Here is a 25,248-nt window from a genome sequence, read left to right as displayed (position 1 = left end):
AGGGAATGACACTACAACTATAACCTATTCCTGTAACTTTCCATTCTCGTTTCAAGGGTTCTAACCAGAACGGCTCACACCACTTGTTTCTGGATAAAAATATACTTCCTCGAATGAATTTCCATCCTTTGAAGCAAGCAATGTATATTTTTCCGCTCTGGCTCGTTCCCAAGAAAGTTTTACAGTATCTATCTTGCGAGAATCATCTAGTTCTACCATAATCCATTGATTATCAACCTCAGAAGCTGAAATATTTTTATACTGGGAGCCCCATCTAGTTAATAAATCTCCATCGGTAAAATATAATTTTCCCTTTAATTCCTTCCCCGATTTTTTCCAAAAGGAGAAAAAGACAAAAATTGAAATAGCATCAATGAATAATGACATTCGTTGAGAATTAAAAACCTATTTTCGATAACACGTCTGATTCAAATATATAATTAGATTATCGTTTGGTTACTGTTAAAAAAATAATTATTGTTCAAATTAAACACAAAAAGGCTTTCGGATTATTCTGGTAGAGTGTTACCTACAATTCCAGCCTTTTTACCTTGGGATTTTTCATTGATTCCAGTAACGATCATCCTTTGGATGCAATTTAAACCAACATATAATCCTCTTTTAAAAGCTATTATCTATTCCACCATTGTCTTCTTTTATTGGTGAACCTGTGTTTTGCAAGCCTATTGGAAACACTAGGTATAAAGACTAAAGGATAATAGTAGGATTTATTTTCTTTTTCTATCTCTTAAAATACATAGAGGGAGGTAGAGTCACATGTTCAAAAGAATAATCATCCTTGGGGTACTCTCCTTAGTTTTAATCGCCTTAGTTTTACTTAGAAGCCATATAGCTGCTCCTGTTAACAATCAAAATACGAAAAGCAACGATACCTCCGAATATACTACCGTAGAATATAAAATCAGCGAAATCAAAGGCAATCAGTATTACGGAACAAGTAATGACGGGACAGGGATCATTTTTTCTACTGAAAACATCGTTTCGGATAATGAAATAGAAGTCGATGATATAGTCATCTGCTATTTTGAAAAAGGGAATTTAGGGAAAGGTCTAGTAAAAGTAAAAAAGAAATAATATTTTGAGCTGCCACTTATTTAGAACGTCCTGTATCCTTGTATCGTGTTGGCCATCCTTAATAAATGATACCTTTGATTTAATGACAAACATTATATGGGGTAAAAAATAACGGCTAGATTAGCAGAATAAAATATGTTCTGCACAACCTAGCCGATTTGTACTATTATTTTGTTTTTTTCTTCAACATCCTTATAATAGGTGCGGTTTTTTGCATCAATGATACTATCAGCTCTTTTGTGCGTTCATTGCTTCCCATTCTTCTTTGCTAGGACCATATACACCAGGAACCTTCAAGCCAGCTTGTCTCATAAGGACAGTCAATTGTCCGCGATGATGGGCCTGATGTTGAATAAGCAGACGGAAAACAGCTTGTACTGGCATGTCCATTCCAAATAAATTCACCATTTTGTTCATTTCTGCATCAGTTACCTGTTCAGAAAATGCTTGTGTCAACCGCTGACTCACTGTTTTGTAGGTCTCGCTGATTTCAGCAGCTGATTTAGGTGTTTCTTTTTGAAGATTAGGAATCTCGAATGTTACTCCTACCTGTGAAGGAAAGTAGTAAACGGATCCAGTAATGTGCCAAGCTACGCTTCCAATGCTGTAAAGTCCTGGAGAAACCTCCTGATTCAACGATTGATCTGTCAGCCCGTCCAGCACTTTCTGGGTAACAGCTGCTTCTTGTTTCCATTCGTTTAAGAAATCATTTACTGATGTAAACATTCCATTTCCTCCTTAAATTTGCAAATCCTTCATTTTTTCAAACTAATCTTTCCTATTCATTTTATCATGTCCAGCAAACTATTCGCTTCTCTCAAAGGCTTATATTTTGCTTTTAATTTACTCATTCTTAATAGATACAGGATACCTATTATTAAAATTTTGACTATTTAGTCATTATATTTAAACAGATTGGTGCTTTGAATTTTTCATATTTGAGTCATTCTCGAATTCCATTTCTCCTTATAAAGGGAATATTTGCTCAATTTCTTGAAGCTCTGCAGCAGTTAATTGAATCTGTAACGTTTTAAGATTATGGAGTACCTGGTCAGCACGCTTTGCACCTGGAATAATGACATCTATACATGGACGCGACAGGTACCAAGCAAGAATCACTTGAGAAACTTCCGCACCCTTCGTTGCTGCAATTCGACGAACTTGTTGAATCTTTTCCAGGTTTTTTTCGAAAACACCTGCCTGAAATTCCGGCCTTTTTCTATTCTTTTCACTAATTTCAGTTTCTTGATTGTATTTACCTGTTAACAATCCAGAAGCTAAAGGGTAAAACGGTACAAAAGATATTTGTTGTTCGGTTACGTAAGGGAATAAATCTTTCTCTGCATCGCGGTTGATCAAGTTATACTCCCCTTGGTAGACATCCACATAGCCATCTTTATTGGCTTCTATTAATTGCTGAAGGGAAAAATTTGACACTCCGATGGCTCTAATCTTCCCTTCATCCTTTAATTGCTTTAATGCTCCAACCGCTTCGTCTTTAGGTGTATCATCGTCGGGAAAATGAATATAGAATAAATCTATATAATCCGTTTGAAGCCGTTTTAAACTCTCTTCAACGGCTTGTTTTAGAAAAGCTGGTGAGTTATTTAAGACCATTTCATTTCCGTTTAATTGATGGGCTGCCTTGGAAGCAATCACTATCTCTGAGCGATTTCCCCGTTCTTTCACAATTTCCCCAATTATTTCTTCTGATCGCCCCAAACCGTAGACATAGGCTGTGTCTAGGAAATTAATCCCTTGCTCCAGACCCGTTCGGACCAATTCTCTCCCCTCTTCTTCATCAAGATTTGGAAAAAGGTTATGCCCCCCAACGGCATTGGTTCCAAGTCCAATCGGATTTACATATAAATCCGTCTTACCAATTTGAATATGTTTGGCCATCAACTTTCATCTCCCTTATTTTACTAATTTGATAATAACAAAATTTTAGGAGAGAAAACAAAGTTCATGCATTCTATTTATTATCCGTTAATCAACTTACTACGTTACGAAATGAGGTAGTGAAGGAACAAATATCGGTCGGAATGATTAAAAAAAAAGACCGAACATGCTGCTACATGTCCAATTCAGCAAAAGACGGTTCTCTCAAGGGAGGTAGACTAGGATAGTAAATACAGCCCAACCAGTATTAATAAATAAAGTGTAAGAAGACCCTTATCTTGAAATAAGGGCCTTCTTTATATGTTTAATTTTGAGTCAATAGGCGGAACTCGCCGTCTAATTAAGCTTTTTTTACTAAAAAAATTAAACGAAATTATTCCGTCTATTTTTTGAGTTTGGATCTTAATTAGTTTTGGCGACCCTTGTTTCCTCCGTAACTTTTAGATATTCTAAGACCCGCTGGGCGATAAGTTTATAGCCCCTGGTGTTAGGATGGAATTGATCTCCTGCTAATAAATTCATCGTGGAATTAGTAAATAGATCTTCTGTGGGAACGAAGCTCACATTCTCATATTCTTCTGTCAATAATTTTCCTGCATCATTCCAATTATCAATGATCATGTCTAATTCTTTAATGTTTGCGAATTGACTTTCAAAAGGATTATAAAACCCGATTAAATAAATATGGGCATCTGGGTTCAATTCTTTCAATCTATTGAATATGGCTGTTAATCGTTCAATATATTCCACTCTTTCTACTTGGAAAGGTTCTAGCGTAAGGTTTGTAAAATTACTTCTTAAGACTTTCATAATATCATTGGCGCCAATGGTGATTAAAACACTATCAGCCTTTGAAATCGCAGTGGCAATTTCTTTATTTTCCAGACGCTTTAGTAATTGATCCGACCGGTTTCCCTTTTTACCGAAATTTTCTATTTTGATCTTAAGGTTGTGATCCTCAAACGTGTGATTAAGGATCCCGACATATCCACCGCTCTTTGTTTCATCTCCTACACCTTCCGTGAGTGAGTCTCCGATTGCGACCATCTTTTGATCTTTTTCGAAGAAATCAATGACACCTTCCACTACTTCCCTTACCTTTTCCTTGATTTCATCGGTGAATGGTTTAGGACTTTCCTGCTTAATGGAAGGATCTTCTACTGGTTTCTCTTCTCCTTTAGAAGCAACTTCCTTGGTATTTTCCACTTGTTCAGATTCAACTGACGCGACGGTTGTAACTGTTTTAAGGCCTGCTTGATTTCGATCTATAAGAAAAATAGAAGGAAGAATACACATAATGAATAGACCCAAAATCATGATGATTACTTTTTTTCTTTTCAAACTTCATCACACCTATTAGTATCGGAAGATCTTAATCTAAGATACCATTCTTTTTTTAATATAGTTTATTCATTTTATCATGCAGGGCAACATTATTTAAGACCACAAATTTTGTCACTTGCCTATTTGCAATCAAAACAGTAAAAAGAAAATTAGAGTAGATCATTTCAGTTTTGTTAGCTTTTGAAGTGCGGATCAAAAGTTTGCAGTTAATTTTCTGAGAAAAAGGAGCCATAAAAAAACGACTTTGCCATTTGTACAAAGTCGTTTTTCTCCCATTATCGTATGTACTAACCTTGAAATCCTTCCGTGTAAAATTGGAAGGTTACACCGAATTTATCTTTAATCACCCCGTAAGCAGGACTAAAACCTGTTTCTGATAGTGGCATTTCAACTTGTCCGCCATCCTGTAAGGCTTCAAACGTTTGGCGAGCTTTATCGGAATTATAAAACGGAAGTTTGGGGTCAGTCCCCCGGTTCGTTAAAGCTTTAGATTACCGGGGGACTGCTAGGCGTCTATGAAAATAGTTAATATATTCAAGTAGTGCAAAAATATCTCTTAAAATAAGCAATATGAAATCTCGGCAATCGAAACAATTTTGGAAACCATATTCCTTTCTAGTTTAAAAATGTTTTTTGAACTACTCTGGTCGTTCATCCAGGTTGTAATACCAAACAAGCGGACCAAGGTGACCGAACTTACCGACCGCCTTCTCCATTAACTGGTGTCCCTCTTCATATGCGGAGGCAGGTAAAATATCCAATTCATGATACCCCATATTTCCATAGTTATAGACAAGCAGAAACCCATCTGTCTCCCAAAGCTCAAGTCGAAACACATGCCAATGGTTCGTCACTTTCAATTGAATCCCTGTGACGAATGTTTTCTCCCCCAGCCGTTGATATGCAAATTCCGCTGTCCCTCCTTTATAAGACCTCCCCTCCTCAAATACAAGTGGGTAACCTTTCGTATAAAGGTGTTCCATCCCTTCCAAGGTTTCGAGATATGTCTCCCTTTTTGTGGCCACAATCACAGGAGACAGCCTATCTACTCCTATTTCATGGTATTCGATAGTACCACTGTCATCCCATTGAATATGGAGACCCGCATCCTGAAGCACATTCGCCCACCTTCCGAGATCTGCGGAATTTTTCAATTGTTCACAAGAGAGATACAATCCATCCTCCGTTAACAAACGATGGACTATTTCTAAATAACGACTGTCACCATAGGTTGGATTCTCCTTCAAGTACGCTAGAAGTGACCAATAGTTTGAAATCATGATAGGCCCCATGATCTCATGAAAGGTCCGTGCAGAAATGATTAAATCAAAAGAATTCAGGGAAAAGTGCTCAGATACCTCCATAAAATCCATTTGGTAAAAACTCACGTTGTTCAGTCCTTGCTTTATTGCCAACTCTCGAGCACATCGAATCCCATATCCACACAGGTCGATCCCTACAATCTCGGCATCTGGGAACATTGTGGCGTACCTGCAAGACAGCAACCCATTATCACAGCCAATTTCCAAAATCCGTTTCGGCTTTAAATAAGTTTGCTGACTGACCCAGTTGAGCAAGGACTGATGAAAATTCATCGTCCATGATTCTACTGCCAAACTGAAGGGCAGTGTTCGGTTTTTCACTTCATAAATATTCCCTTTTAGTTTGCGATCCATAATGGGTTGGAGTTCCTTAGCCAAGAAGGGATCGACCTCGGTTACATGCTTCCAAAAGTCCTCTTTGGTTTGGCATTCCTTGATACCCAGTGACTTAAAATAGGCAGAGACACTTTGTGATTTTAATTTGGTATTTGCAAACATAGTATTATCTCCAGTTTAGGCGTATTTATTTTGCTTAACAGGACCAAAACCTACTAGTAAGTGCTATTATCTGGTACTAATTATAGCATGAGTATCCACATAACTAAAGTTAGGGGTTTTACGCAGCTTTTTGATAAAAAAAAGCTTTACTCCTTAGTGAAGTAAAGTAAAAAGTGTCTAGCGATTAAATGAAAATTTTTAAGGCCGAATGAGAGAGGAATAATGGTAATAATTCAGCACTAACTTACTTCATCACCTTTTCACTAGAAAGTGCATGTTTAAACTGTTCGATTAGGACAGGAACGATTTCAAATGCATCGCCAACAATTCCATAATGACAGTTCTGAAAAATAGGAGCTTCTTTGTCCTTATTAATGGCAATGATTAAACCAGAATTTTTCATTCCCACAATATGTTGAATCGCGCCAGAAATCCCGATCGCAAAATAAATCTTTGGCGTTACCGTCACACCGGTTTGCCCTACTTGATGGGGGTGGTCAATCCAACCCGCTTCCACCACATCCCTGCTCGCACCAACAGCTCCTCCAAGCGTTTCAGCCAAATGGTGTATTAACTGAAATCCCTCGTAGCTGCCTAAGCCTTTTCCACCAGCCACAACGATGTCCGCTTCGTCGATTCTGACCTTCTTAACCGTTTCCTTTACAATTTCCAAAACTTTTGTCCGGATATCTTCTTCCTTTAATGAGACGGTTTCTTCGACGACCTTGCCTATTCTCCCTACCTCTGGGGGCAGCGCCTTCATGACTTTGGCGCGTACGGTCGCCATTTGCGGCCTGTATTTTTTACATAATATGGTCGCCATAATATTTCCGCCAAACGCCGGCCTACTCGCAAGGAGTAACCCCGTTTCCTCTTCTACATCCAGCTCCGTCGTATCCGCCGTCAACCCTGTCGGCAAATCGGTGGCCACTGCGCTTGCCAGGTCTTTTCCTGTTGAGGTAGCCCCGTAGAGAATAATTTCCGGTTTATATTTATCACTGCACTCTAACAGCGCCTTCATGTAGGTTTCAGTCCGATAATGCTTAAAGAGAGGTTGATCATAGACATACACGGTATCTGCTCCATATTCAAACACCGTCTTTGTTAAAGGTTTAACATGTTCCCCGATAAGAATACCCGCTAGTTCCACACCTCGTTTATCAGCTAATTTCCTACCAGCACCTAATAATTCAAGGGATACAGAGGCAACCTCTCCATCCTTTTGTTCAATAAAGACCCAAACACCTTTGTAATCGTTAAAATCCAATTACATTCCCTCCTTACTTTCAAACAGCTCCTTCTTTTCAAGCAGGATCTGAAGCAATTGCTCTACTTGTGCTGCCGGGTTGCCTTCAAGGAATGTTCCCCCTGCCGGTTTTTGCGGAGCCCATACTTTGGAAACAATTGTTGGTGATCCCTTTAAACCAAGCTGCTTGATATCTACATCTTCAAGGTCATCAACAGACCAGATATGTGGTTTATATCTGGCAGCTTTGAGCATGTTCGGCATCGGGGAATATGGCACGTCATTAATAGTTTTTTCAACGGAAAATAAACACGGCAAGGTGGATTGGACGACTTCATATCCATCCTCCAGCTTACGATGTACAACGACATATCCTTCTTCTTGATTGATATCCACGACTTTGTTCACAGAAGTGAGTGGTGGTATATCGAGCCTCCTAGCTATTCCGGGTCCGACTTGCCCGGTATCTCCATCGATGGACATTTTTCCGCAAATGATCAAATCGACGGGTCTGGTTTTTGCAATTTTTTCAATCGCCTTTGTCACGGCATAGCTCGTTGCCAATGTATCGGCACCCGCAAACCGGCGATCCGTAATTAAATACCCCTCATCCGCGCCTATTTCAATACATTTCTTTATAGCGGACACCGCTGGAGGTGGACCCATCGTGACAACCGATACCGTCCCACCATATCGTTGTTTTAAACGAACGGCCTCTTCAACTGCATGAGCATCATACGGATTCAAAATCGCAGGCGCTGTCCTCCGGTCCATCGTGTTAGTTTTTGGATTCATCTTAATAATTTTAGTGTCAGGCACTTGCTTGATACAGGCTACAATATGAAACATTAAACCCCTCCCATCTAACTTAAAAAGCCCATGGTTTCTTAATTACCGCCATACGAAACTTTCCAGATGTTTTACAACTAAAAGGCTTGTTACACCCGTCTATATCTACTTTATTATGGGAGATGTCTTTACATGCGAGTTTTCTGACAAAAAACCCACAAATTAATCGGTGCCTGACTCCCACCGCGCTAGTCGAAAAATGACAAAATACTGAAAATTAAACGAAAAAAGTGCCAGGCACCACCCAACATTCGTAATTAGCGGTGTTCAGAAGGCTCAAGCTGAATAAAATCCAACTGTTTCATTCGGTTTATGACAGATAATACTTCATTGATTCTTGGTAATTCAAGCCATCTTTCGAAACCAGGAAAAAAGGAAGAAAATACACAATCCACTCCTTCTCTCTCCATATCTTCGAGAGCTTTTTTAATCTTTTCATGAAGAAAGATGTGGTGATCCTGATTACTTATAGCGATTTTTCGAATTAAAAAGGCAATAGCTGCAAGCTGGGCGTGTGATGTGATATTGTAAAGCCCTCTGATATCAATTTGTTCATCACCTATCACCATGTATCCCATGGGTGAAACCATCAGCTTTTCAGTCCCACTTCCCTGCGGATAGCTCGAAAAGTGATTGGTGGTTATGATTCTTTCTATCTCCCATTTTGTATGGGCGATAGGTTCACGTGGTTTGTCGTGTTTACATAAATCTTTTGCTTCCTGGGTTACGTTTTTTGGCACAAAATTGTCCATTAGGATGATTTGATCGGCAACGGATAAAAATTCACCGCTACCTCCAATCACAAGAATAGAAGAAACACCAACAGCGTCATAAAGCTCCCTGACCCGTTCCGTAAAAGGTGTAATAGGTTCATGCTTGATTAATGAACGCATTTTCCTGTCTTGAATCATAAAATTCGTCGCACTTCTGTCTTCATCAATTAAAAGTAGCTTACAGCCGAAGTTGATTGCCTCCATAATATTGGCAGCTTGAGAAGTGGAACCTGAGGCGAAGTCAGTCGAAAACTGTTCAGCCGAACTATTGGGTACCCATTTTATGAAAGGCGTAATATTGATATTTTTTATGGAACGGCCTTCCTCTGCAGCTATTTCCATTGCACTTTGATCTGTGATCACAAATTCTCTTCCGTCACCCATGATGTGATTGTAAATCCCCAAATTTAGTGCATCCAGCAATGTGCTCTTACCCGAATAACCACCGCCGGTGATGACCGTCACACCCTGTTTTATTCCCATTCCTCGCAAACCACCAATTTCAACTTCAACATCTTCCGGAGATGTAAAAGGCAAGGCACCCTCAAGTGGCCCGCTGTTGTCTTTATTTCTTGGCAAAATGCTGCCATTCCCTCTAAAGGCACAATAACCACTGGATTTCAGCCATTCGCGAATCATAGTTTGGTTTTTTACCAATTCATAAGCTGCTTTTAATTTGTTGAGATCAAACTTGGCAATAAACTTCTCCACTTCTTTTGGCAGCATTTTGCAGAGCATGCGCATCGCTTTATTATTATTCTTGAATGGAAGTTGAACGGTAATCATTAAGCATACATACCATTTTTCCGAGATGACTTCGACATAGGATGCATTACGTTGCAACACCACATTGGTGGGATGAAAACAATAAAAAGCACCATTTTCTTTATCAGTACGTGAGCGGTTATAAATCGCTTTATTTAATGCCTCCATATGATAAACCCATTCTCTTAATGCAAAATCTGAGAGAACAACTTGATCCATATGTTCATCTAAGCCGAGACGGTCAAAAGGGATTTTTATGGTGATACATGGTTTATCCAGTGTGAGTTTGTGTGTCGGTTCAATGTAATAGGCAACATCATCATTCCAGTAGATTGGATCTTCATAAATCATACCGTAAGATGACTGTCCGGATTGTAACGAGCGAAAATATTGAGCGAGTCTTTTAATAAAACATCATCCTTTCATATTTGGAAAGCTGTGAATAACGGGAAACGATATCTAGAAAAGGCGGCCCCTTATCCTTTGGAACAAGGTAACGACGAAACGGGTCGACCCCTAATCTCCAGGTATGAGCCTGCTCAAACATAAACCGGCACTGTTTGAGATTTTCCGCGTAAATGAATTTATTCCTTCGTAATTCAATGTCAGTACATATTCCCCCTAATAAAGTTCAAATCAATTTTTCTGACAAAGGATTAAATCCTACCCAATTTCAAAATAAAACCACTATTGTTGCCTTGACCAACCTTTTGTCCAAAAAAAATGACAGCCACTCCATAAGTGGCTGTCATAGATCGGCAAGAAGACATAAACGTTCCCTTCTCCTTCTGCCTAAATATAAAAAGCCCTGAGAGTAAATCCTACCCTCAGAGCCTAATGTATTTGTATAAAAAATAACTAAAAAGCAATATGAGGATAAGATGTATATTTTTTTGCTAACATGATCCTCACCTCATTACATTTATTTTTATAGCAACAAAATCTTACCATTAATTTAACCATTTGACAATAGATGCATCATGTCCTGTTTATATTTGTTATTGATTACAGCCACGAAAATGTACCGTCTATTCCATTTTTTACCGGCAGTTGCCACGAAATTTACCACTTACTGTCAAAGAATTCACCAATCGAAAAACGTCAACGATTTTAAAGTAAAAAAGCCTAAATCCTCCTATTTTTGCTGAGGATTTAAGCTTTTGGTCTTTCGAAATCACGGCGATTGTGGAATATCATATTCTATTGAATAGTATCGTTGTACTGCGCAGCTAATGACTTTATGTTTGCAATTTGTTCTTCTTCAAAATAAAAGCCAAGAAATTATAAGTTACCGCCATTTCTCTTCAGTAATAACACGAAATTTAATCTTATCATTCCTAATTAAACTATATACTTTTATATATTAACTACTTCCCACCCGAAATGTATTGCTTTATGAATATTTTCATCGTAGTTTTCAATATTGGATTTATCAAGTGCGACTGCTACCAAATGTGTCGGTCTACTAATTCCCACATATGCAAGTTTAAGAATATTTTGTATTTCCTGGTTACTTGCCAAATTTTCATCATATTCCCCTACTAGAAAACTAAATATTTTAGTTAAATCTTTAGCTGGTTCTTCATTAAACATTCGGTTGGATTCTAGAATCAAAGTTGCTTTATGTGTTTCGCCTTTTACACCATGAATCGATCCTAAATTGATATTAACTCCGTGAATGTTTGTTTTGTTCGTTATAGAAGTACTTTGTTGTTCGTTTCTATCCATTTTTTTAATTTCGCTTATAGTTTGATCCACACTTGCTTTAACAGAACTTATGTCTATTTCTTCATCCGAACAAATTTCTAAAATATCAAGAATTTTCGAAGACAACTCATCTTTTAAACTATTAATTACCTGATTTTTTTCTAACTCTAATACCTTTATTAGTTTAGAAATGATTGATCTTAATTGCAATAACTCTACTTTCCCATATTTGTTTAAATAATTCTCTAAGTCTTTAGAAGATTTAATGTCCGAATCGGCATTATCTCTTAGAAGCTTTGTAACTATTGATTGCAGCATTTTGAAACATTTTTGAATGAAGGGTGTATTTTTTTTATCATTATTTTCCTTTATATAACTTTGAAAATATTCATTAACTTCTAAATGATGTTGACAAATAGCATATACGTCTTTCTTATTATTTTTAAAATCTTCATTATCAACTTCTTTTTCTTTAACTATTTCAGCAAATTTATCTAATACCTGTCTTTTTGAGCTGAAATCATAGAGAAGTAAATATGGCTTAAATGAAGATAAACTGTTATTCCCTTTAAGGTGATCGTATCTTTGTTTACAGGTAGTCCTTAATATATTGGCAATATTTTCTCCAAAGCGATTACTTTGAGCAATTTCTATTTTTTCTTCGTCTTCTGGAATCCAAGAATCAGTCTCTCCATTATAAATATTATATAGTGCTTGATAAGGATCCCCATACTTTTGGAAAACAATTTTATTTTTATTTACTATTTTATTTACTAATTTAAATTGCAATTGACTGGTATCTTGGGTCTCATCCATTAAGAAATATGAAAACCTATGAGGTAAAGCCTTATAAACTTCATTTTCATAATGACTTAGATACCAATCAGCTAAAGTTAAAGTCTCGATATGACGAAATATTCCTTGCTTAATTAAATAAAGAATAGTTTTAGCAATACTTACATTAGTTTCATCAAGGGGACTCAATCCCAGATCTTTTCTTCTAAAATCAAATCTTATTTCTCTCATTCTTCGCAAGGGAAGCCTTGCATTCCACCATTGAGGCTTGAACTTTATAAAGTTCTTTGTAAAATATTTTTCGTATTCATCATTATCTAAGAACATTAATTGCTTATCGTTATTAAACAATTTTCGATAAGCTTTACTTGAAAAAAAGTGATTAAAAAATTCTTGAATAGTCCCTATAAAGTGTGGATATTTCACCAACGGTATCCCTACCAGTTGTAATTTTTCTTTAATTTCATCCACTGCCACATTAGTGTGTGTAATAACACATATTCCTTTTTCTGATGAGGATTGTTCTAATTTTTTTAATAAGATCGCGACTTTAGCTATTAAGACCGTTGTTTTTCCGCTTCCTGGGCATGCTTCAATATCTGCTGAATCATTCGCTATTAAAACACTCTCTTGCTCATTATTAAATGTACTGCCTTCAGGAAGCAATAATCGTTCCATCATTCGAATATCTTCTTTAGTTATCTCAATCATGATCAATTGACTCCTGTTCCGTTACATGATAAATGGCATCTCTTAAGTACTTTAAATATGGATCTTTTAAGATCACATCTTTTACTTCACTTTTCCTTTCTAGTAAATCACTTGCTAATATTTGAGCAGTTACTGCTTTGGATGCCTGTTTCTTTAATAATGGTTTATAAATAGGGTAAGCAACATCTTCTCCAATCTTTCCATCTATCTCTTCTTTTATTTTCTCTAATTTTTTCTCATTTGCTTTCGAGTTAGGGTTAATAAAACGAGATTGATGTATAGCATGTAATAATTCTTGTCGGATTCCACTTAAGGCGATTTCATATTCCAAAGTCCAATTAGGGGCTACAAAAGTTTCTAAGTTTCCGTTTTCGTCATTAAATTCATTCATGATTTTTTCCTTTTTTAATTTCCTTAGAACCTCAATTGAAGTTTGGTCCATTTCTTTCTCTAGTAATTGACAAAGGACCTCATAATCTTCTGAAGAAAGAGAAATATTATATTCTGATAGATACTCTAACACCTTTGTTTTTGTAGTAAAGATAGTTCCATATATTTTTGTTACAATGTCTGAAGGTAAAATACCTAATTCTTCTAATTCCACCTTCTTATTTTCTTCATACAAACTGTATACATATCGGTTTTTAACAGCCTGCTCTTGATAATATTGTTCCGGTCGCACATCAACATCAGTTACAATCGATACTGGCATCTCTAAGGCACTAAACTTTGCTAACCATTCATCAGACCTCTTATAAATATTTGCATATCTTTTAAATGCTGTATTTCCTATATTCACAATCGAAACACCATATTTATGTAATGGACGATCAATTATCTCTGCAATGACAGGTAACAATAAGTTTTCAGCGTCACCTTCTACAAAAATTACCCCCCTCGCAAAAAATAGGTTTGCTTTTGTCGAATCTAAAAATCTTTCTAGGAACTTATAATCAGATGAATCTAATTTCGTATATTCTTCTCCCATTGGATAAGCATTACTATTATGAACTAAGATTAAATGTTTAAGGCGTATCGATGCAGCCAAAGTTGTACTATGTGTACTTAAAATAAATTGACCATTTGTAGAGTTTTGTAAGTACTTTATTAATCTTAATTGAGCTTGAGGGTGTAAGTGAGCTTCTATTTCTTCTATTAACGATAATCTAGCGCCTAACTTTTTTTCTTCATCATAAAGTAATAATTCAGCCGCTATAAAGAGTAAATTTAAACTTCCTAAACCAGCAGGGGTGTCGTCTAGGGTTAAACTTAATTTCCTTAATATATCATTTAGCTTCGCTTGTGCCACTTCAAAATCAGCATAGTAGCTTTTTTCTCCACTTACAGGAATAAAAAAGAATTCATTTAGATAGTTCTGCAAGTCTGTCTTAATGGTTCGATTTTGATTATCTGTAAAAGGTTGATCAAAGAAATCTTTAATTTCTTCATTTGCCTTCTTAACGATTTCTACTAGTTTATGTTCCTCATCTGAAACTCCTAATTTAAATGCTTTATGATTTTTTAATATTTGTGCAAGTCTAGATTTAATACCAGGTTTCAATTCATTTTCAGCATCTCTTAAAGGTTTTAAATACGTAGTTCTTAGTAAGCTTTGAGCCGTACCTTCTAACCTACTATCCCCTCCATATGGTCCCCCTTTTATTACTTTATCAATTCTTTCACCAGTTAATGGATCCCTTATCTTCTTAGCTTCTAACCTTACCAATAGTTGATAATTCTTAACCTCGTCAAAAGTTAACCAATCTAAAAATATTCCTGCTTCCTCTTCAGACAAATCGGAAAACTCACACTCTATTTTTAACTCCTCAGTACTCTTTCCTGACTCATCTAAATAAAAATCATTCTCTTTTATTTTATTATTATCTAGACTAGAAGTACCTAATGTAAGCTTAATCGCATCAATGATAGCCGTTTTCCCACTATCATTTTCTCCTACCAATAAGTTAAAGTTTTTATGAAAATTTACGATTAAACCTGGTTCATTATTTTGCGAACCATATTTTCTGAAATTCCAAATCTTTAATTGTTTTAGATACATAGCGTCCTCCAATTTACCTTCATTTTTTAATATTACAATTTAATTTTGAAACATCAGCATTGAAATAAAAGCTTTTTAATTGCACTCTCTACTTGCATCTATTTTTACTTCTTTCTTCTAAGCCAGTATGCTGATCTGAATTTGGATGTTAGACAGGTTCCAAATCGATGTTATGTGGTATTCCAATAAATAAATATTCTTAGTTAAAGCATACTTCGACAAAATATTGTAAAATCCCTCCAATAAAGGATAAAGAGATACCCTAAAACTTCTATTGTGTACCCCTTTTTTTACATATGTTCTTATAGCCCCCTAATATGGAATAACTTCTTCTCAAAAGGAGACTATTAATTTTATCTTTTTATCTTCACAATTAGCAGCTACCATAATACGTTGTTTTCTCTATCCTTCGGGTTTATCCTCTCACAGAGTTCTTTTAATTTCTTCTTATACTCTTCCGAAACACCATCATAATCCACCATGTACTTATCTCTTGTGGAATAAAAAGCTCTTCTCTTATTGAACATTCGAAAACCAGTTATTTATTTCCTTTTCCATTGCACAGTATGTGTCTATTGCCCAGTAGTTGTTACACAAAAAAAGAAGCGTGAGTCAAACCGACTTCCGCCTACTTCATATAACTTTAGCTATCGAAAAGGAACAATAGATTAAAAACAGGCTTTACATTTGCTCCATTCGTTCCTTGTAACTCTGTTAGCCTCTTGTTCTAACTCTTTATAATCTAAGGAACAAATTTTTTCATAATTTGTCCTTGAACCTTGATGTTTTGACGTATGTAATGTGTAACAAGTTGCATGATGCATTTTATTCATTTCAGCAGTACCGAAATGATTAAAAACATAACCTGGTTTGTTATCAAGTAGCCATTTCTCATATCCGTTTTCATCCTTATAAAATTTATATATCATTAGAACTCCTCCTCCTTTAATTGATTAAAAATTTCTATGAGTATAAAAGTTAATATAGAATATAATAATACTACTCATATTTCTGCTATAAGGACCTTAAGATACATTGTTCGATATTTATTGAAAAACACCTTCAAAATCACCTATAAAATGGAAATATAATAAGAGTGGTTACTACTGAAACCACCCTTTCTCTGTGTAACTATATAAGTCTAATGACAATCGCTCTTATTGAATTAGGTACCTTTTATGCTGCTCACGTTTTCTTTCGTGAGTTATCTTTGCATACCTAAGTGTGGTATCTGGCGAACTGTGACCCAACAATTCTTGAATAGCTACGAGTTCAGCTCCATTATTTAATGTTAATGTTGCAAAAGTATGTCTTAAAACATGGGGACTTACTTTGTCTTGCAGACCTGCCTATTTAGCGATGATTCCTATTTCTCTTTGTATTCCTCGTTTAGATAATCTTCTATAAGGTTTTCTCTCTGTAATCATCAACGCTTCACAATCATCTTTTCGTTCTTTTAAATATTTAACTAAATGATACATCGCTCTAATTGAAAAATAGACTTCTCTTTGTTTATCACCTTTACCTATAATTAATGTGCTCATATTCTGTTGATTGATATCAGCTTTATTTAAACCATGAACTTCAGATAAACGACAACCAGTTGCATACAATACTTCAAGAAAAGCACGCTGTCTAACTGTTTCACATGCTTCTCTTAACATTTCCAGTTCTTCGATTGATAAGGATTTAGGAAGTCGGTATTCATCTTTTGGAGCTTTTAATTTAGTAGTTGGATCACGTTTAATATATTCTTCTGAAACTAACCAACTAAAAAAACTCTTTAAAATAGATAGTTTCTTTCTAATTGTGCTCATTTTTAAGGTCCCATCTTGACTTAGGTACATTCGAACATCTGTTGTAGCTATGTCCTCAGCCTTCTTTTTTACGATATCAGCAAACCCACTTAATTCCAGGAGGTAGTTGCCTAGAGTAATAGAACTTAATCCTTCTAGTCTTTTGGCCGATATGAACAACTGTATTTTATCCTCAAGATCAGGATGTACCTCACCTAGCTCAACTCTTTGAATATAATACTCTGATAGAACAGTAGACAATTTATTCTTTGTATTTTCCACTTCAATATTAGGATATAAATCTTTTAAAGCTGCCTGTATATTGCCATTAAAAAGTGCCACTAGTGCCAAATTTTAGTGCCGCCTGTGACAAAATTGAGTGCCACTCTTGCCATCTTGAGTGCCATGACCTTTTGCCCAACTTACCAATTCCGGATATAATACATTAAACGAAACAGAGGATTATTGATGAAGTGGTACCGTTTATGAAAGAGGAATAGATGAGAAAACTAAAAATGCGCAGCTGTTAGAAGAGATAGATGAGTTAAGGCATAGAATTAAAGAATTAGAGGCTGGAGAACCGGTCACTAAGAGAAATATAATTATCCAATATTTTTAATTCCCCCTACCTAACTAAACTGGTAGGGGGATTTTTTTAAAGAATCCCAACCTACCTTGCGGTAGTGGTGTCAGAAGTCTATTCTTTTATTCCATGTCTTTCCCTCATAGACGTTTCCCCATCTATGAATATATTATATGAATCATGGATAATCCTATCGAGAATGGCATCTGCGAGGGTACCCTCTCCAATCTTTTCATACCATCCTTGAATATCGAATTGAGAACAGAAAATAGTAGAGGCGACCTGATGGCGCGATTCTACTATTTCCAAAAGGTCACGCGCCTCATTTTCCCTAAGGGAAGTAAGTAGCCATTCATCCAAAATAAGCAGATCCGCTTTCTTATATGCCTTCATTACTTTCTTATAGTTTCCCTCGCCTCGAGCAATAGCCAGTTCCTCAAGTAAATCGGGAAGACGGACATATTTAACTGTGTAAAACTGGCGACATGCGGCAATTCCAAACGCGCAGGCAAGATAGGACTTGCCGTTCCCTGATGCACCTTTGATGATTAAATTGTGTTTCCCCTGAATATAATCACCAGATGCAAGCCTAAGGATTTGAGTCTTATCGAGCCTCCGGTCTGCGTGGTACTCAATATCTTCTATGCAGGCTTGGGGATAACGGAAGTTAGCCCCCTTGATGATCCGATCTAGCTTATTGTTTTTGCGGCGTGACCATTCGATGTCGACAATCAAAGCGAATCTGTCTTCGAAGGGGAGCTCGTTGAACTGTTCATTCCGCAGTTGTTCATGGAATTGTTCTGCCATTGCACTTAAACGCATTTCGTGTAATTTGGTTAATGTGCTTTCGGTTGTCATTTATCTTTCCTCCCATAGTAGGCTGCGCCTCTTACAAAACCATGCGTAAAGTCTTGGTCGACTTTATCAACATCAGTAGTTCGAGTGGCAGAAGTATTCAATTTATCCTGTCCGGTCTTTAAAATGGTTTTAATACTATTAAGATTAGGCCTTGGCGAATATGAGAATGCCCGTTTACAAGCAGATTCTAGACGTTCAATGGAATATTGATCGGCCAGTTTGGTCAGCCCCATGCATGACTTCAATGCCTGTTTTTCTACCTTATAGGAATTTAAAAGTGCATTAACCATCGCCAATGAATTGGGACCAACTGCTTCAGCCCATTTCAAGAAATAGTCCCGATTGAAATCAAGATACTGCTTGTGCTGAATCGGCATATGTTCCGGAATAGTAGAGAGCTGCCCATCCTTTCCCTCTAGCCTCATATGGGATGCAATTCTGAAATTCTTATAAAATATTTCTATGATTTTTCGGGTTATCCTTACATCGACCTCGTATTTGATAAATTCATAGGGAACCGAGTAATACATTTTATCCACTATTATGTGATAATCATATTGTACGGTTGCCTTCTTCCAAGTTGCCAACTCGTACGGAGAACCAGGTAACGGAAGGAGCGCGAACTTCTCTTCCTCCATGAAGGCAGTTTGCCTGCTTCCGCTTTTCTTTTGAAAATCCTTCTGGTTGAACTCAGCCAATTTTTCCTTGATTGCCTTGTTCAATTCATTTAGGGTAAAGAATGTTTCATTCCGTAGGGAAGCGATAATCCAGGTTGAAATAATCCCCACAGTCCGTTCCACATTCGCTTTGTCCTTTGGTTGCCTTACCCTCGCAGGCATGATAGCTGTATGATAATGTTCCGCCATCTCCTGATATGTTCGGTTAATGACTGGATCCGTAGAAGATGCTTTAACAACCCCTGTTTTTAAATTATCAGGGACAATCATTTGGGTAACTCCACCGAAAAAGTCAAAAGCGTGGAGGTGAGCGGTAATCCAACTGGCGGTGTCCATGGACACAAAGGCTTCCACATAAGAATATTGACTGCACGGAAGTGCAGCTATAAATACATACGCAGGAATGGATTCGCCTGTAAGGGAATCCTTTAGAAATGCAGTTTGGCCGGCCCAATCGACCTCCATGATTTCTCCTGGCTTCCTCTTAATCCGCATCGTTGCCTTGGATACGGTCGCATAATTATGATAGAAGCGGCAAAACTGGCGGTAACTATAGGGAATTTCCCTCCGTTGCCTACATGCTTCAGAATACTCATGCCATAACAGGGAAAGAGTAACACCACTTTTGGCCATTTCTTTGTGGATGTGCTCACAGTCAGGCTGCTTCCTCAAATCCGACTTACCTTTTTCCGGATAGAGTACATTCTGAAGGTCAGTGTCAGTGAAGTCACCCTTAAGCGGCCAGGAAACCTGTAATTCATCAGCCCTTTTTATCACATTATTAACAGTATTGCGAGAACAACCGCAACTAGACGCAATACTGCGGTTACTGAGACCTTGGTCGTTCAATCTCAGAATTTCACGGTATTTGATCACAAAAAAACCTCCTGTATAATGAATTTGCACAATAGTGTGCAAATTCATTATACAGGAGGTGGCACTGGCTATGGCAGAGGTGGCACTGAAATCTGTCAGAAGTGGCTCTGAAAAATGGCAGAGGTGGCACTTTTGAGTGGCAATATACACTGCCACTAAATCTGATAATATTTGCTTTCCTAAGTTCATAAAAATCGACTCTCCTTAGTTTTTATTTGTAAACTAAGGATTACCTATTCAAATGCCAAAAATACATTAATAGTATAGGATAGTTTCGTATCTTGACAGGGATTTTAGTGTTTATACAAAAAGAAAGACGATTACGCAATGCATTAATCGTCTCTTAATGAATGTGTATTGCAAGTATCCTTGAACTGTGCAACATTAAAATTTATACTACCCTCCATTATTTGGTTTATAATGATAGTAAGGAGTTGTTGTTTAATTGAATGTTAAAAATATAAGTACATCCATTTCTGAAGATATTATTATTACTAATTTGACAGGTTTCATCACCCTTGCTGATGTAAACATCTGGTTTAATTCATTTGAGAAAACGTGCTATTCATTTATTAGACAAGGAAAAAAGTATAAGTTGTTAGTTAATCGTAAAGGTTATACTCCAGAACATTTTTCTGTACAAAAATTGTGGAAAGACAAATTGTTCTCTAATAATATATTAGAGAACACCATTGCAGTTGCTTTTTTATTAGAAGAAGGGGATATTCTAATTCACCTTGAACAGTCTAATACCAAAGACAATGCAATGTTCTCAAGTAACTATGACCAATTAATTGACTGGCTTACTAAATATAAATAATGGATTTCTACTCCTAAGTTGCTGAAAGGTAACTTTTTTTATTGCACAATTTAGGTCGAATACGACAAAACGATCACCCTAAAAAAGTGATCGTCCCTAATAAATTGTATTAGTTACCAGAATCCTTGTATTGTGCAGTAAATAAAGCTGTTTTTTCTTGTTTATTCAATATTAGCGCCCGATTGTTGAATAATTATTGTGTTCAGATGTAGCTTTAAATTAACTCTTAGAACTCGATTTTTTTAACTCTATAAATTTTGTTGCATAAGGTTCAGTAGCTTCACGACTATGTTTTATATCTATAGATTCATCATTATATTGAGCTTTTTTTGTCCAATTATAAGAGCCACTTATCACTGTATTGAGATCAATTATGCAAAATTTATTGTGCATTATATTTTTAAACATTCCATGTTCTGGTAATCGATATGTCTCAAAATGATCTTCAAAACGAAATCCATATTTTCTATTAATATCATCATCAATGACTATAACTTGAACATTTAAACCTTCTTTCTTTTTTTGGACCAATTCCTCAAAGAGTTTTTGATCAGTAAACCACGCCACAGCAACCCAAATTGTATATTTAGCTCTTTTTATTTCCTCAATGATTTGATTTTGAATATCTTCAAAATGGGTTTCAAGTTTGACTGGTTCATCGTATGTATCATTACCCATCACACAATATCTATCTTCTATTTTTTCTATGCTATAACGATTTGATTTAATAATTTTATTCAGATTCGCAACAAACACTTTTTCTTCTGTATCTCCAATTGTATATTGATCTAAATCAATTAACACTGCATTAATAAATAGTTCTATAAATTCTTTTAGTTTTTTAGAACTATTTATTCTTTTTAATCGATCAATAACATACTCTTTTCTACTCAAACCCATATTACTCTTTCTTAAATCATTGCCAACAAATCCCTTACTCATTACATACATATCTTCAAATCCAACAGATTCGAATAATTTTACTAACTGAGGTCCACTAAAGTAAAAAGATTCTTCTCCCTTACCACATGCTATGAAATCTTTTAACTTATTCAAAGTATATTCCGTTAAATTCAAGGTGCTTCCCCCATTTCGCATCAGCTAAATACAGCTTCAAAAATAAATAAATAAAATCCAGCAAGAAGTCCAAAAATAAGTTTTCTGCTATCTCTTTTTGCAAATTCCAAATTCATTTATATACATGAACTACCTTATATTTTAGCACAAATATCCAATTTAGTTATTAAGTGTTATTCAAGAAAATGGCCCGTTACATAAAGAAAGAGCGTATTCTTTATGCAGAATTGCGCACTTTTTCTGGAATAACGGACGCAATCCAATTCTTCTGAATCGCGCCAGATACTTGAGTAATGGCAGTTGAATAAAATACATACATTGATTAATATATTACGGTTGAGTTTGATATTGTGTATACATATCTTTGTTAAGCTCAGTATAGAAATCTAAATCCTGCTTATTAACTTCTTCCCCATTATTCAATTTATTAAATATAACTGTTGCTTTCTCAATATCAGAAACTTGATAAATCTTTCCCATGAATTCCATAGTACGTTGGCTTGCCCCAGAAAACTTTTCGGCATAATTAATAATATTCTTTAATTGTCTACTGAAATATAGCATTATATCTTCTGAGCTAGCTTTTCTATCTTGTATTTTTTTTAGCAAATCCGAATCATTCATCATTGTATAGACAGTATCTAATTCAATTATTCCTTCATTAAATTTATAATAACCATCTAATGGAACATGCTTTTTAGGTATTGAGTACTCTATATTTAACAACTCGCCAGCATTTGCATATTTTAATAAGTTTGGTACAGATACACTTGATTGATTAAGGTACTGCATCAGTAGGAGATAAAATAACATTAAATTATTTTCAGCTGAGTTTTTAATTATTGCAGGAGTGGAATCCTCATTTGGTAGAAGAGTAATTTCCTTCAAGCCTTTCTTTGATACATTTACAATTATTCCTTTATCTAATATACATAATGCACTAATCTGTTTATGTTTTTCTACTTGATTATTTGCTTCAACAAGGTTATCTAATAATGTTTCTAAAGTTGTAGATGATGTATAAGCAAATACAAATCCAGCAGTGGGTGAATTTATTTCATCCAAACTATTTTTAACTAACGATTTAACACTTGAAATATTATTTACACACTTATTTATTTCAGTTTTATTTAATGATGATTTAACCTCAATAACTGAAAAAACACTCTCTATGGGTACCATTTTTGTAGACTGCATATTTAATAAAACAGGACTATTAAACGAATCATAAATGATAATGTCTTGTTGCCTACTTTGCTCACCAGTTGCATCAATTATTACTCCATTATTCATTTCATATTTATTAGGAATATACTTTCTTAAATAGCTAAGTAAAATTTCTTCCCTACTGCTCCCTCTCTCTCCCATATGGTTAATGTTTTCCGTTACTTCTTCAAAATCAATTTGCATCTTTTTGGCTGCAGCATGAATAGATTGTTTAAGCATTTGTATTCCCTCTTCATTTACCTTTATCTTTATTTTCCAAAAACTTATAAAGTAATTATTTATGGTCTCTTAGTTAGATATATTATAGGAAATACACTAAGTTATGTAATCCTATATTTCAATAAATAATTTTTAATATCAAAAGTCGTTATTCAATAATCTGGCCCAATTCATTAAGAAGAGCGCATTTCTTCCTGCAGAAATGCGCCCGATTGTTGAATATCATTGCGATGCCAAACTATAAAAAAAGTTAATTATTCTCTTCGCCAAATACTTCAATTCTTTCGTCAACCAATAATTCTCTGTATTTATTAACATCAGAATGTATTTTTCTAATATCCTTAATAAATGAAATTTTATTGGATAGATTTAGTGAATAAAAATCCATATAGCTCTTTCTTTTTCTATTCCTCGCACTTTGTTTTTTTATTGCTTTTACATTATCGGGAATTAAATATTTATCAATACTATTTTCTAAGTCATTTTTTAATTCTGTATATAAAATCAAATGATAATTCTGGAACCAATATTTTTCTTCTTTTTTATCTTTTAATTCATTTATTTGTTTTTTATTAAATAAGGAATCCTTTAAGTAGTACGAAATTAATAACTGATTATTAGTCTCTAAGACTATATCTGAATTCTCTTTTAAAATGCTCCTAAATCCTAATGATTTTATTGCATAATAATAGTACAACTGTTCCTCATGAAATGACTTAGATAACGAAACTTTGTATCTCGAACTCAAAAAAACATTAAAATCTTCACTTTTAAAAATATCTACACTTTTAACTTTACCAATTGAGTAAAGTAATGTTTCAGGAGCAAATTGAAAAATAAAACACAAGTTATGGAAATTGTAATAATCAATCTGATATTTTGACATTTTTAATTCGTGAAAATATGTAGATTTGAAAAATGTATGTAAAAATGTTCTTTGAAATTTTACTCTCTCTAAATTAGACATCCGATATACCAATTGATTTGAAAAATACATCTTGTTTTCTTTTTTATCTTCAGTGAATCTAATTTTACTTTCAGATATAATACTTTTCCAATATCTTTCTGCTAAATTTTGTTTATTATATGAAAGGTATGTCCATATTTCAATTCCTTCATCTTTTCTTTCGAGATTGTATTTTTCTAAAACTTTGTCAAAAATATTTATGACCTTTACATTATCTGTTGTATTGCAAAAGAAATAGAAATCATCAGAAAAATAAGAAAAATCACATTTGATATTTTCTTTGTCTAGACTTTCTCTTATTTCTACACTAATACTTACTAAAAATAATTCTGCAAAGTACAATGAAAGATAATTTCCCATTAATAATCCATTAGTATTCCCTTGGTTTAAGTTAGTTAGGTATCGTTCATCTCCATTATTTTCAAATACTATATTATGTGTATAAATTCTTTCATAGTAACTTTTTATATCAAGTTTTAGTAAGTTATCATACACACTAAGCAAAAAGAAATCTTTCTCTAACTGTTCATCATATACACCTGTAGCAAAATCTCCTGTTTCAATGTTTGGTACAAGTCTTTTTCGAGAATCAAATTTTGATGGATCATTAAAAGAAGCATAGTTTTTAAATTGTTTTAATGCACAATAGAAATTTAATATATTCGGCATTTTAAGAACCCTATATTTATCATCATTTTTCCATAACCGAAAATTTACAGGCTCTGTCCAACTAATATCTTCAAGCTCTAGTTGATTTATGTCAGGTTGAAATAATATATTATCAATATTTAAAAAATGTCTAACAGGATTTTTAAAATTATAATATGTATTTAATCCCATAGAATTCCTCTCTTTCATTAGGTTATCTAGCGTTTTAAAATTCAGTTAATTATAATCACATTTTGTAACTAGCCAAGACATCATCGGAATGATTTATGCTTTTTATAAGTAAATATTTCGTTATTTAAAAACATTTCTACACAATCCACAAGCATATTTTAGCACAAATATCCAATGATTATGGAAGCTATTTCCTCCATAATTTGACCCTAAAACAAAAAAGACGCGTTAAGATAAACGCG

At 35.0% G+C, this 25,248-nt stretch carries 18 protein-coding genes and 2 pseudogenes; 2 read left to right on the top strand and 18 right to left on the bottom strand.

The window, feature by feature from the left end; all coding sequences use genetic code 11:
* Positions 1-60 precede the first annotated feature (60 nt).
* Positions 61-387, bottom strand: a complete 327-nt coding sequence (locus tag FAY30_RS12150; protein ID WP_149870124.1) for a discoidin domain-containing protein — start codon at positions 385-387, stop codon at positions 61-63.
* A 390-nt stretch (positions 388-777) separates the two neighbouring features.
* Here FAY30_RS12150 and FAY30_RS12145 point away from each other — a divergent pair, with 390 nt between their 5' ends.
* Entirely contained in the window at positions 778-1,095 is a 318-nt protein-coding gene (locus tag FAY30_RS12145; protein ID WP_149870123.1) for a hypothetical protein, read from the top strand.
* Between the two features lie 228 nt (positions 1,096-1,323).
* On the opposite strand, the gene FAY30_RS12140 is transcribed toward FAY30_RS12145, so the two are convergent.
* From FAY30_RS12140 to istA, 14 genes and pseudogenes are all read right to left on the bottom strand, one after another.
* Positions 1,324-1,821: a DinB family protein gene (locus tag FAY30_RS12140; RefSeq protein ID WP_149870122.1), complete on the bottom strand. Its 498-nt coding sequence runs from the start codon at positions 1,819-1,821 to the stop codon at positions 1,324-1,326.
* A gap of 240 nt (positions 1,822-2,061) precedes the next feature.
* On the bottom strand, positions 2,062-2,997 hold the full coding sequence (locus tag FAY30_RS12135; RefSeq protein ID WP_149870121.1) for an aldo/keto reductase: 936 nt from the start codon (positions 2,995-2,997) through the stop codon (positions 2,062-2,064).
* Between the two features lie 402 nt (positions 2,998-3,399).
* Positions 3,400-4,338: an SGNH/GDSL hydrolase family protein gene (locus FAY30_RS12130; protein WP_149870120.1), complete on the bottom strand. Its 939-nt coding sequence runs from the start codon at positions 4,336-4,338 to the stop codon at positions 3,400-3,402.
* Positions 4,339-4,628: 290 nt separating this feature from the next.
* Positions 4,629-4,778, bottom strand: a pseudogene (locus FAY30_RS27520) (VOC family protein); the annotation flags it as partial.
* 201 nt (positions 4,779-4,979) lie between these two features.
* Complete coding sequence (locus FAY30_RS12120) at positions 4,980-6,161, bottom strand: class I SAM-dependent methyltransferase (RefSeq protein WP_149870119.1); 1,182 nt, start codon at positions 6,159-6,161, stop codon at positions 4,980-4,982.
* Between the two features lie 244 nt (positions 6,162-6,405).
* Positions 6,406-7,428, bottom strand: coding sequence for an electron transfer flavoprotein subunit alpha/FixB family protein (locus FAY30_RS12115; RefSeq protein WP_149870118.1), 1,023 nt, complete (start codon positions 7,426-7,428; stop codon positions 6,406-6,408).
* On the bottom strand, positions 7,429-8,256 hold the full coding sequence (locus tag FAY30_RS12110) for an electron transfer flavoprotein subunit beta/FixA family protein (RefSeq protein WP_040209133.1): 828 nt from the start codon (positions 8,254-8,256) through the stop codon (positions 7,429-7,431).
* Positions 8,257-8,513: 257 nt separating this feature from the next.
* On the bottom strand, positions 8,514-10,145 hold the full coding sequence (locus tag FAY30_RS12105) for a P-loop domain-containing protein (RefSeq protein ID WP_149870117.1): 1,632 nt from the start codon (positions 10,143-10,145) through the stop codon (positions 8,514-8,516).
* A 1,005-nt stretch (positions 10,146-11,150) separates the two neighbouring features.
* Positions 11,151-13,007 (bottom strand): UvrD-helicase domain-containing protein, encoded by a 1,857-nt coding sequence (locus tag FAY30_RS12100; RefSeq protein ID WP_149870116.1) that lies wholly within the window; start codon positions 13,005-13,007, stop codon positions 11,151-11,153.
* Positions 13,000-15,066, bottom strand: coding sequence for an ATP-dependent nuclease (locus tag FAY30_RS12095; protein WP_149870115.1), 2,067 nt, complete (start codon positions 15,064-15,066; stop codon positions 13,000-13,002). Before FAY30_RS12095 ends, FAY30_RS12100 begins: the two co-directional genes overlap by 8 nt.
* A 668-nt stretch (positions 15,067-15,734) precedes the next feature.
* Positions 15,735-15,995: a hypothetical protein gene (locus FAY30_RS12090; protein ID WP_149870114.1), complete on the bottom strand. Its 261-nt coding sequence runs from the start codon at positions 15,993-15,995 to the stop codon at positions 15,735-15,737.
* A gap of 228 nt (positions 15,996-16,223) precedes the next feature.
* Positions 16,224-17,144, bottom strand: a pseudogene (locus FAY30_RS12085) (tyrosine-type recombinase/integrase).
* Positions 17,145-17,559: 415 nt separating this feature from the next.
* A complete protein-coding gene (gene istB / locus FAY30_RS12080) occupies positions 17,560-18,303 on the bottom strand; it encodes an IS21-like element helper ATPase IstB (RefSeq protein WP_149868384.1) in 744 nt (247 codons plus the stop codon).
* A complete protein-coding gene (istA, locus tag FAY30_RS12075) occupies positions 18,300-19,856 on the bottom strand; it encodes an IS21 family transposase (RefSeq protein ID WP_149868383.1) in 1,557 nt (518 codons plus the stop codon). Before istA ends, istB begins: the two co-directional genes overlap by 4 nt.
* Before the next feature lie 445 nt (positions 19,857-20,301).
* Here istA and FAY30_RS12070 point away from each other — a divergent pair, with 445 nt between their 5' ends.
* Complete coding sequence (locus FAY30_RS12070) at positions 20,302-20,676, top strand: STAS/SEC14 domain-containing protein (protein ID WP_149870113.1); 375 nt, start codon at positions 20,302-20,304, stop codon at positions 20,674-20,676.
* 219 nt (positions 20,677-20,895) lie between these two features.
* Here the strand turns inward: FAY30_RS12070 and FAY30_RS12065 are convergent, their stop codons facing one another.
* The 3 genes from FAY30_RS12065 to FAY30_RS12055 form a co-directional block, all read right to left on the bottom strand.
* Positions 20,896-21,753, bottom strand: coding sequence for a phospholipase D-like domain-containing protein (locus FAY30_RS12065; protein WP_190284892.1), 858 nt, complete (start codon positions 21,751-21,753; stop codon positions 20,896-20,898).
* A gap of 330 nt (positions 21,754-22,083) precedes the next feature.
* Positions 22,084-23,199, bottom strand: a complete 1,116-nt coding sequence (locus FAY30_RS12060) for a DUF6602 domain-containing protein (protein WP_149870111.1) — start codon at positions 23,197-23,199, stop codon at positions 22,084-22,086.
* A 250-nt stretch (positions 23,200-23,449) separates the two neighbouring features.
* On the bottom strand, positions 23,450-25,006 hold the full coding sequence (locus FAY30_RS12055; protein ID WP_149872684.1) for an RNA-dependent RNA polymerase family protein: 1,557 nt from the start codon (positions 25,004-25,006) through the stop codon (positions 23,450-23,452).
* Between the last annotated feature and the right edge of the window lie 242 nt (positions 25,007-25,248).

The organism is Bacillus sp. S3 (assembly GCF_005154805.1).
In the GTDB taxonomy this organism is placed as follows: Bacteria; Bacillota; Bacilli; order Bacillales; family Cytobacillaceae; genus Neobacillus.
This window is presented reverse-complemented; position numbering and strand designations above follow the sequence as displayed.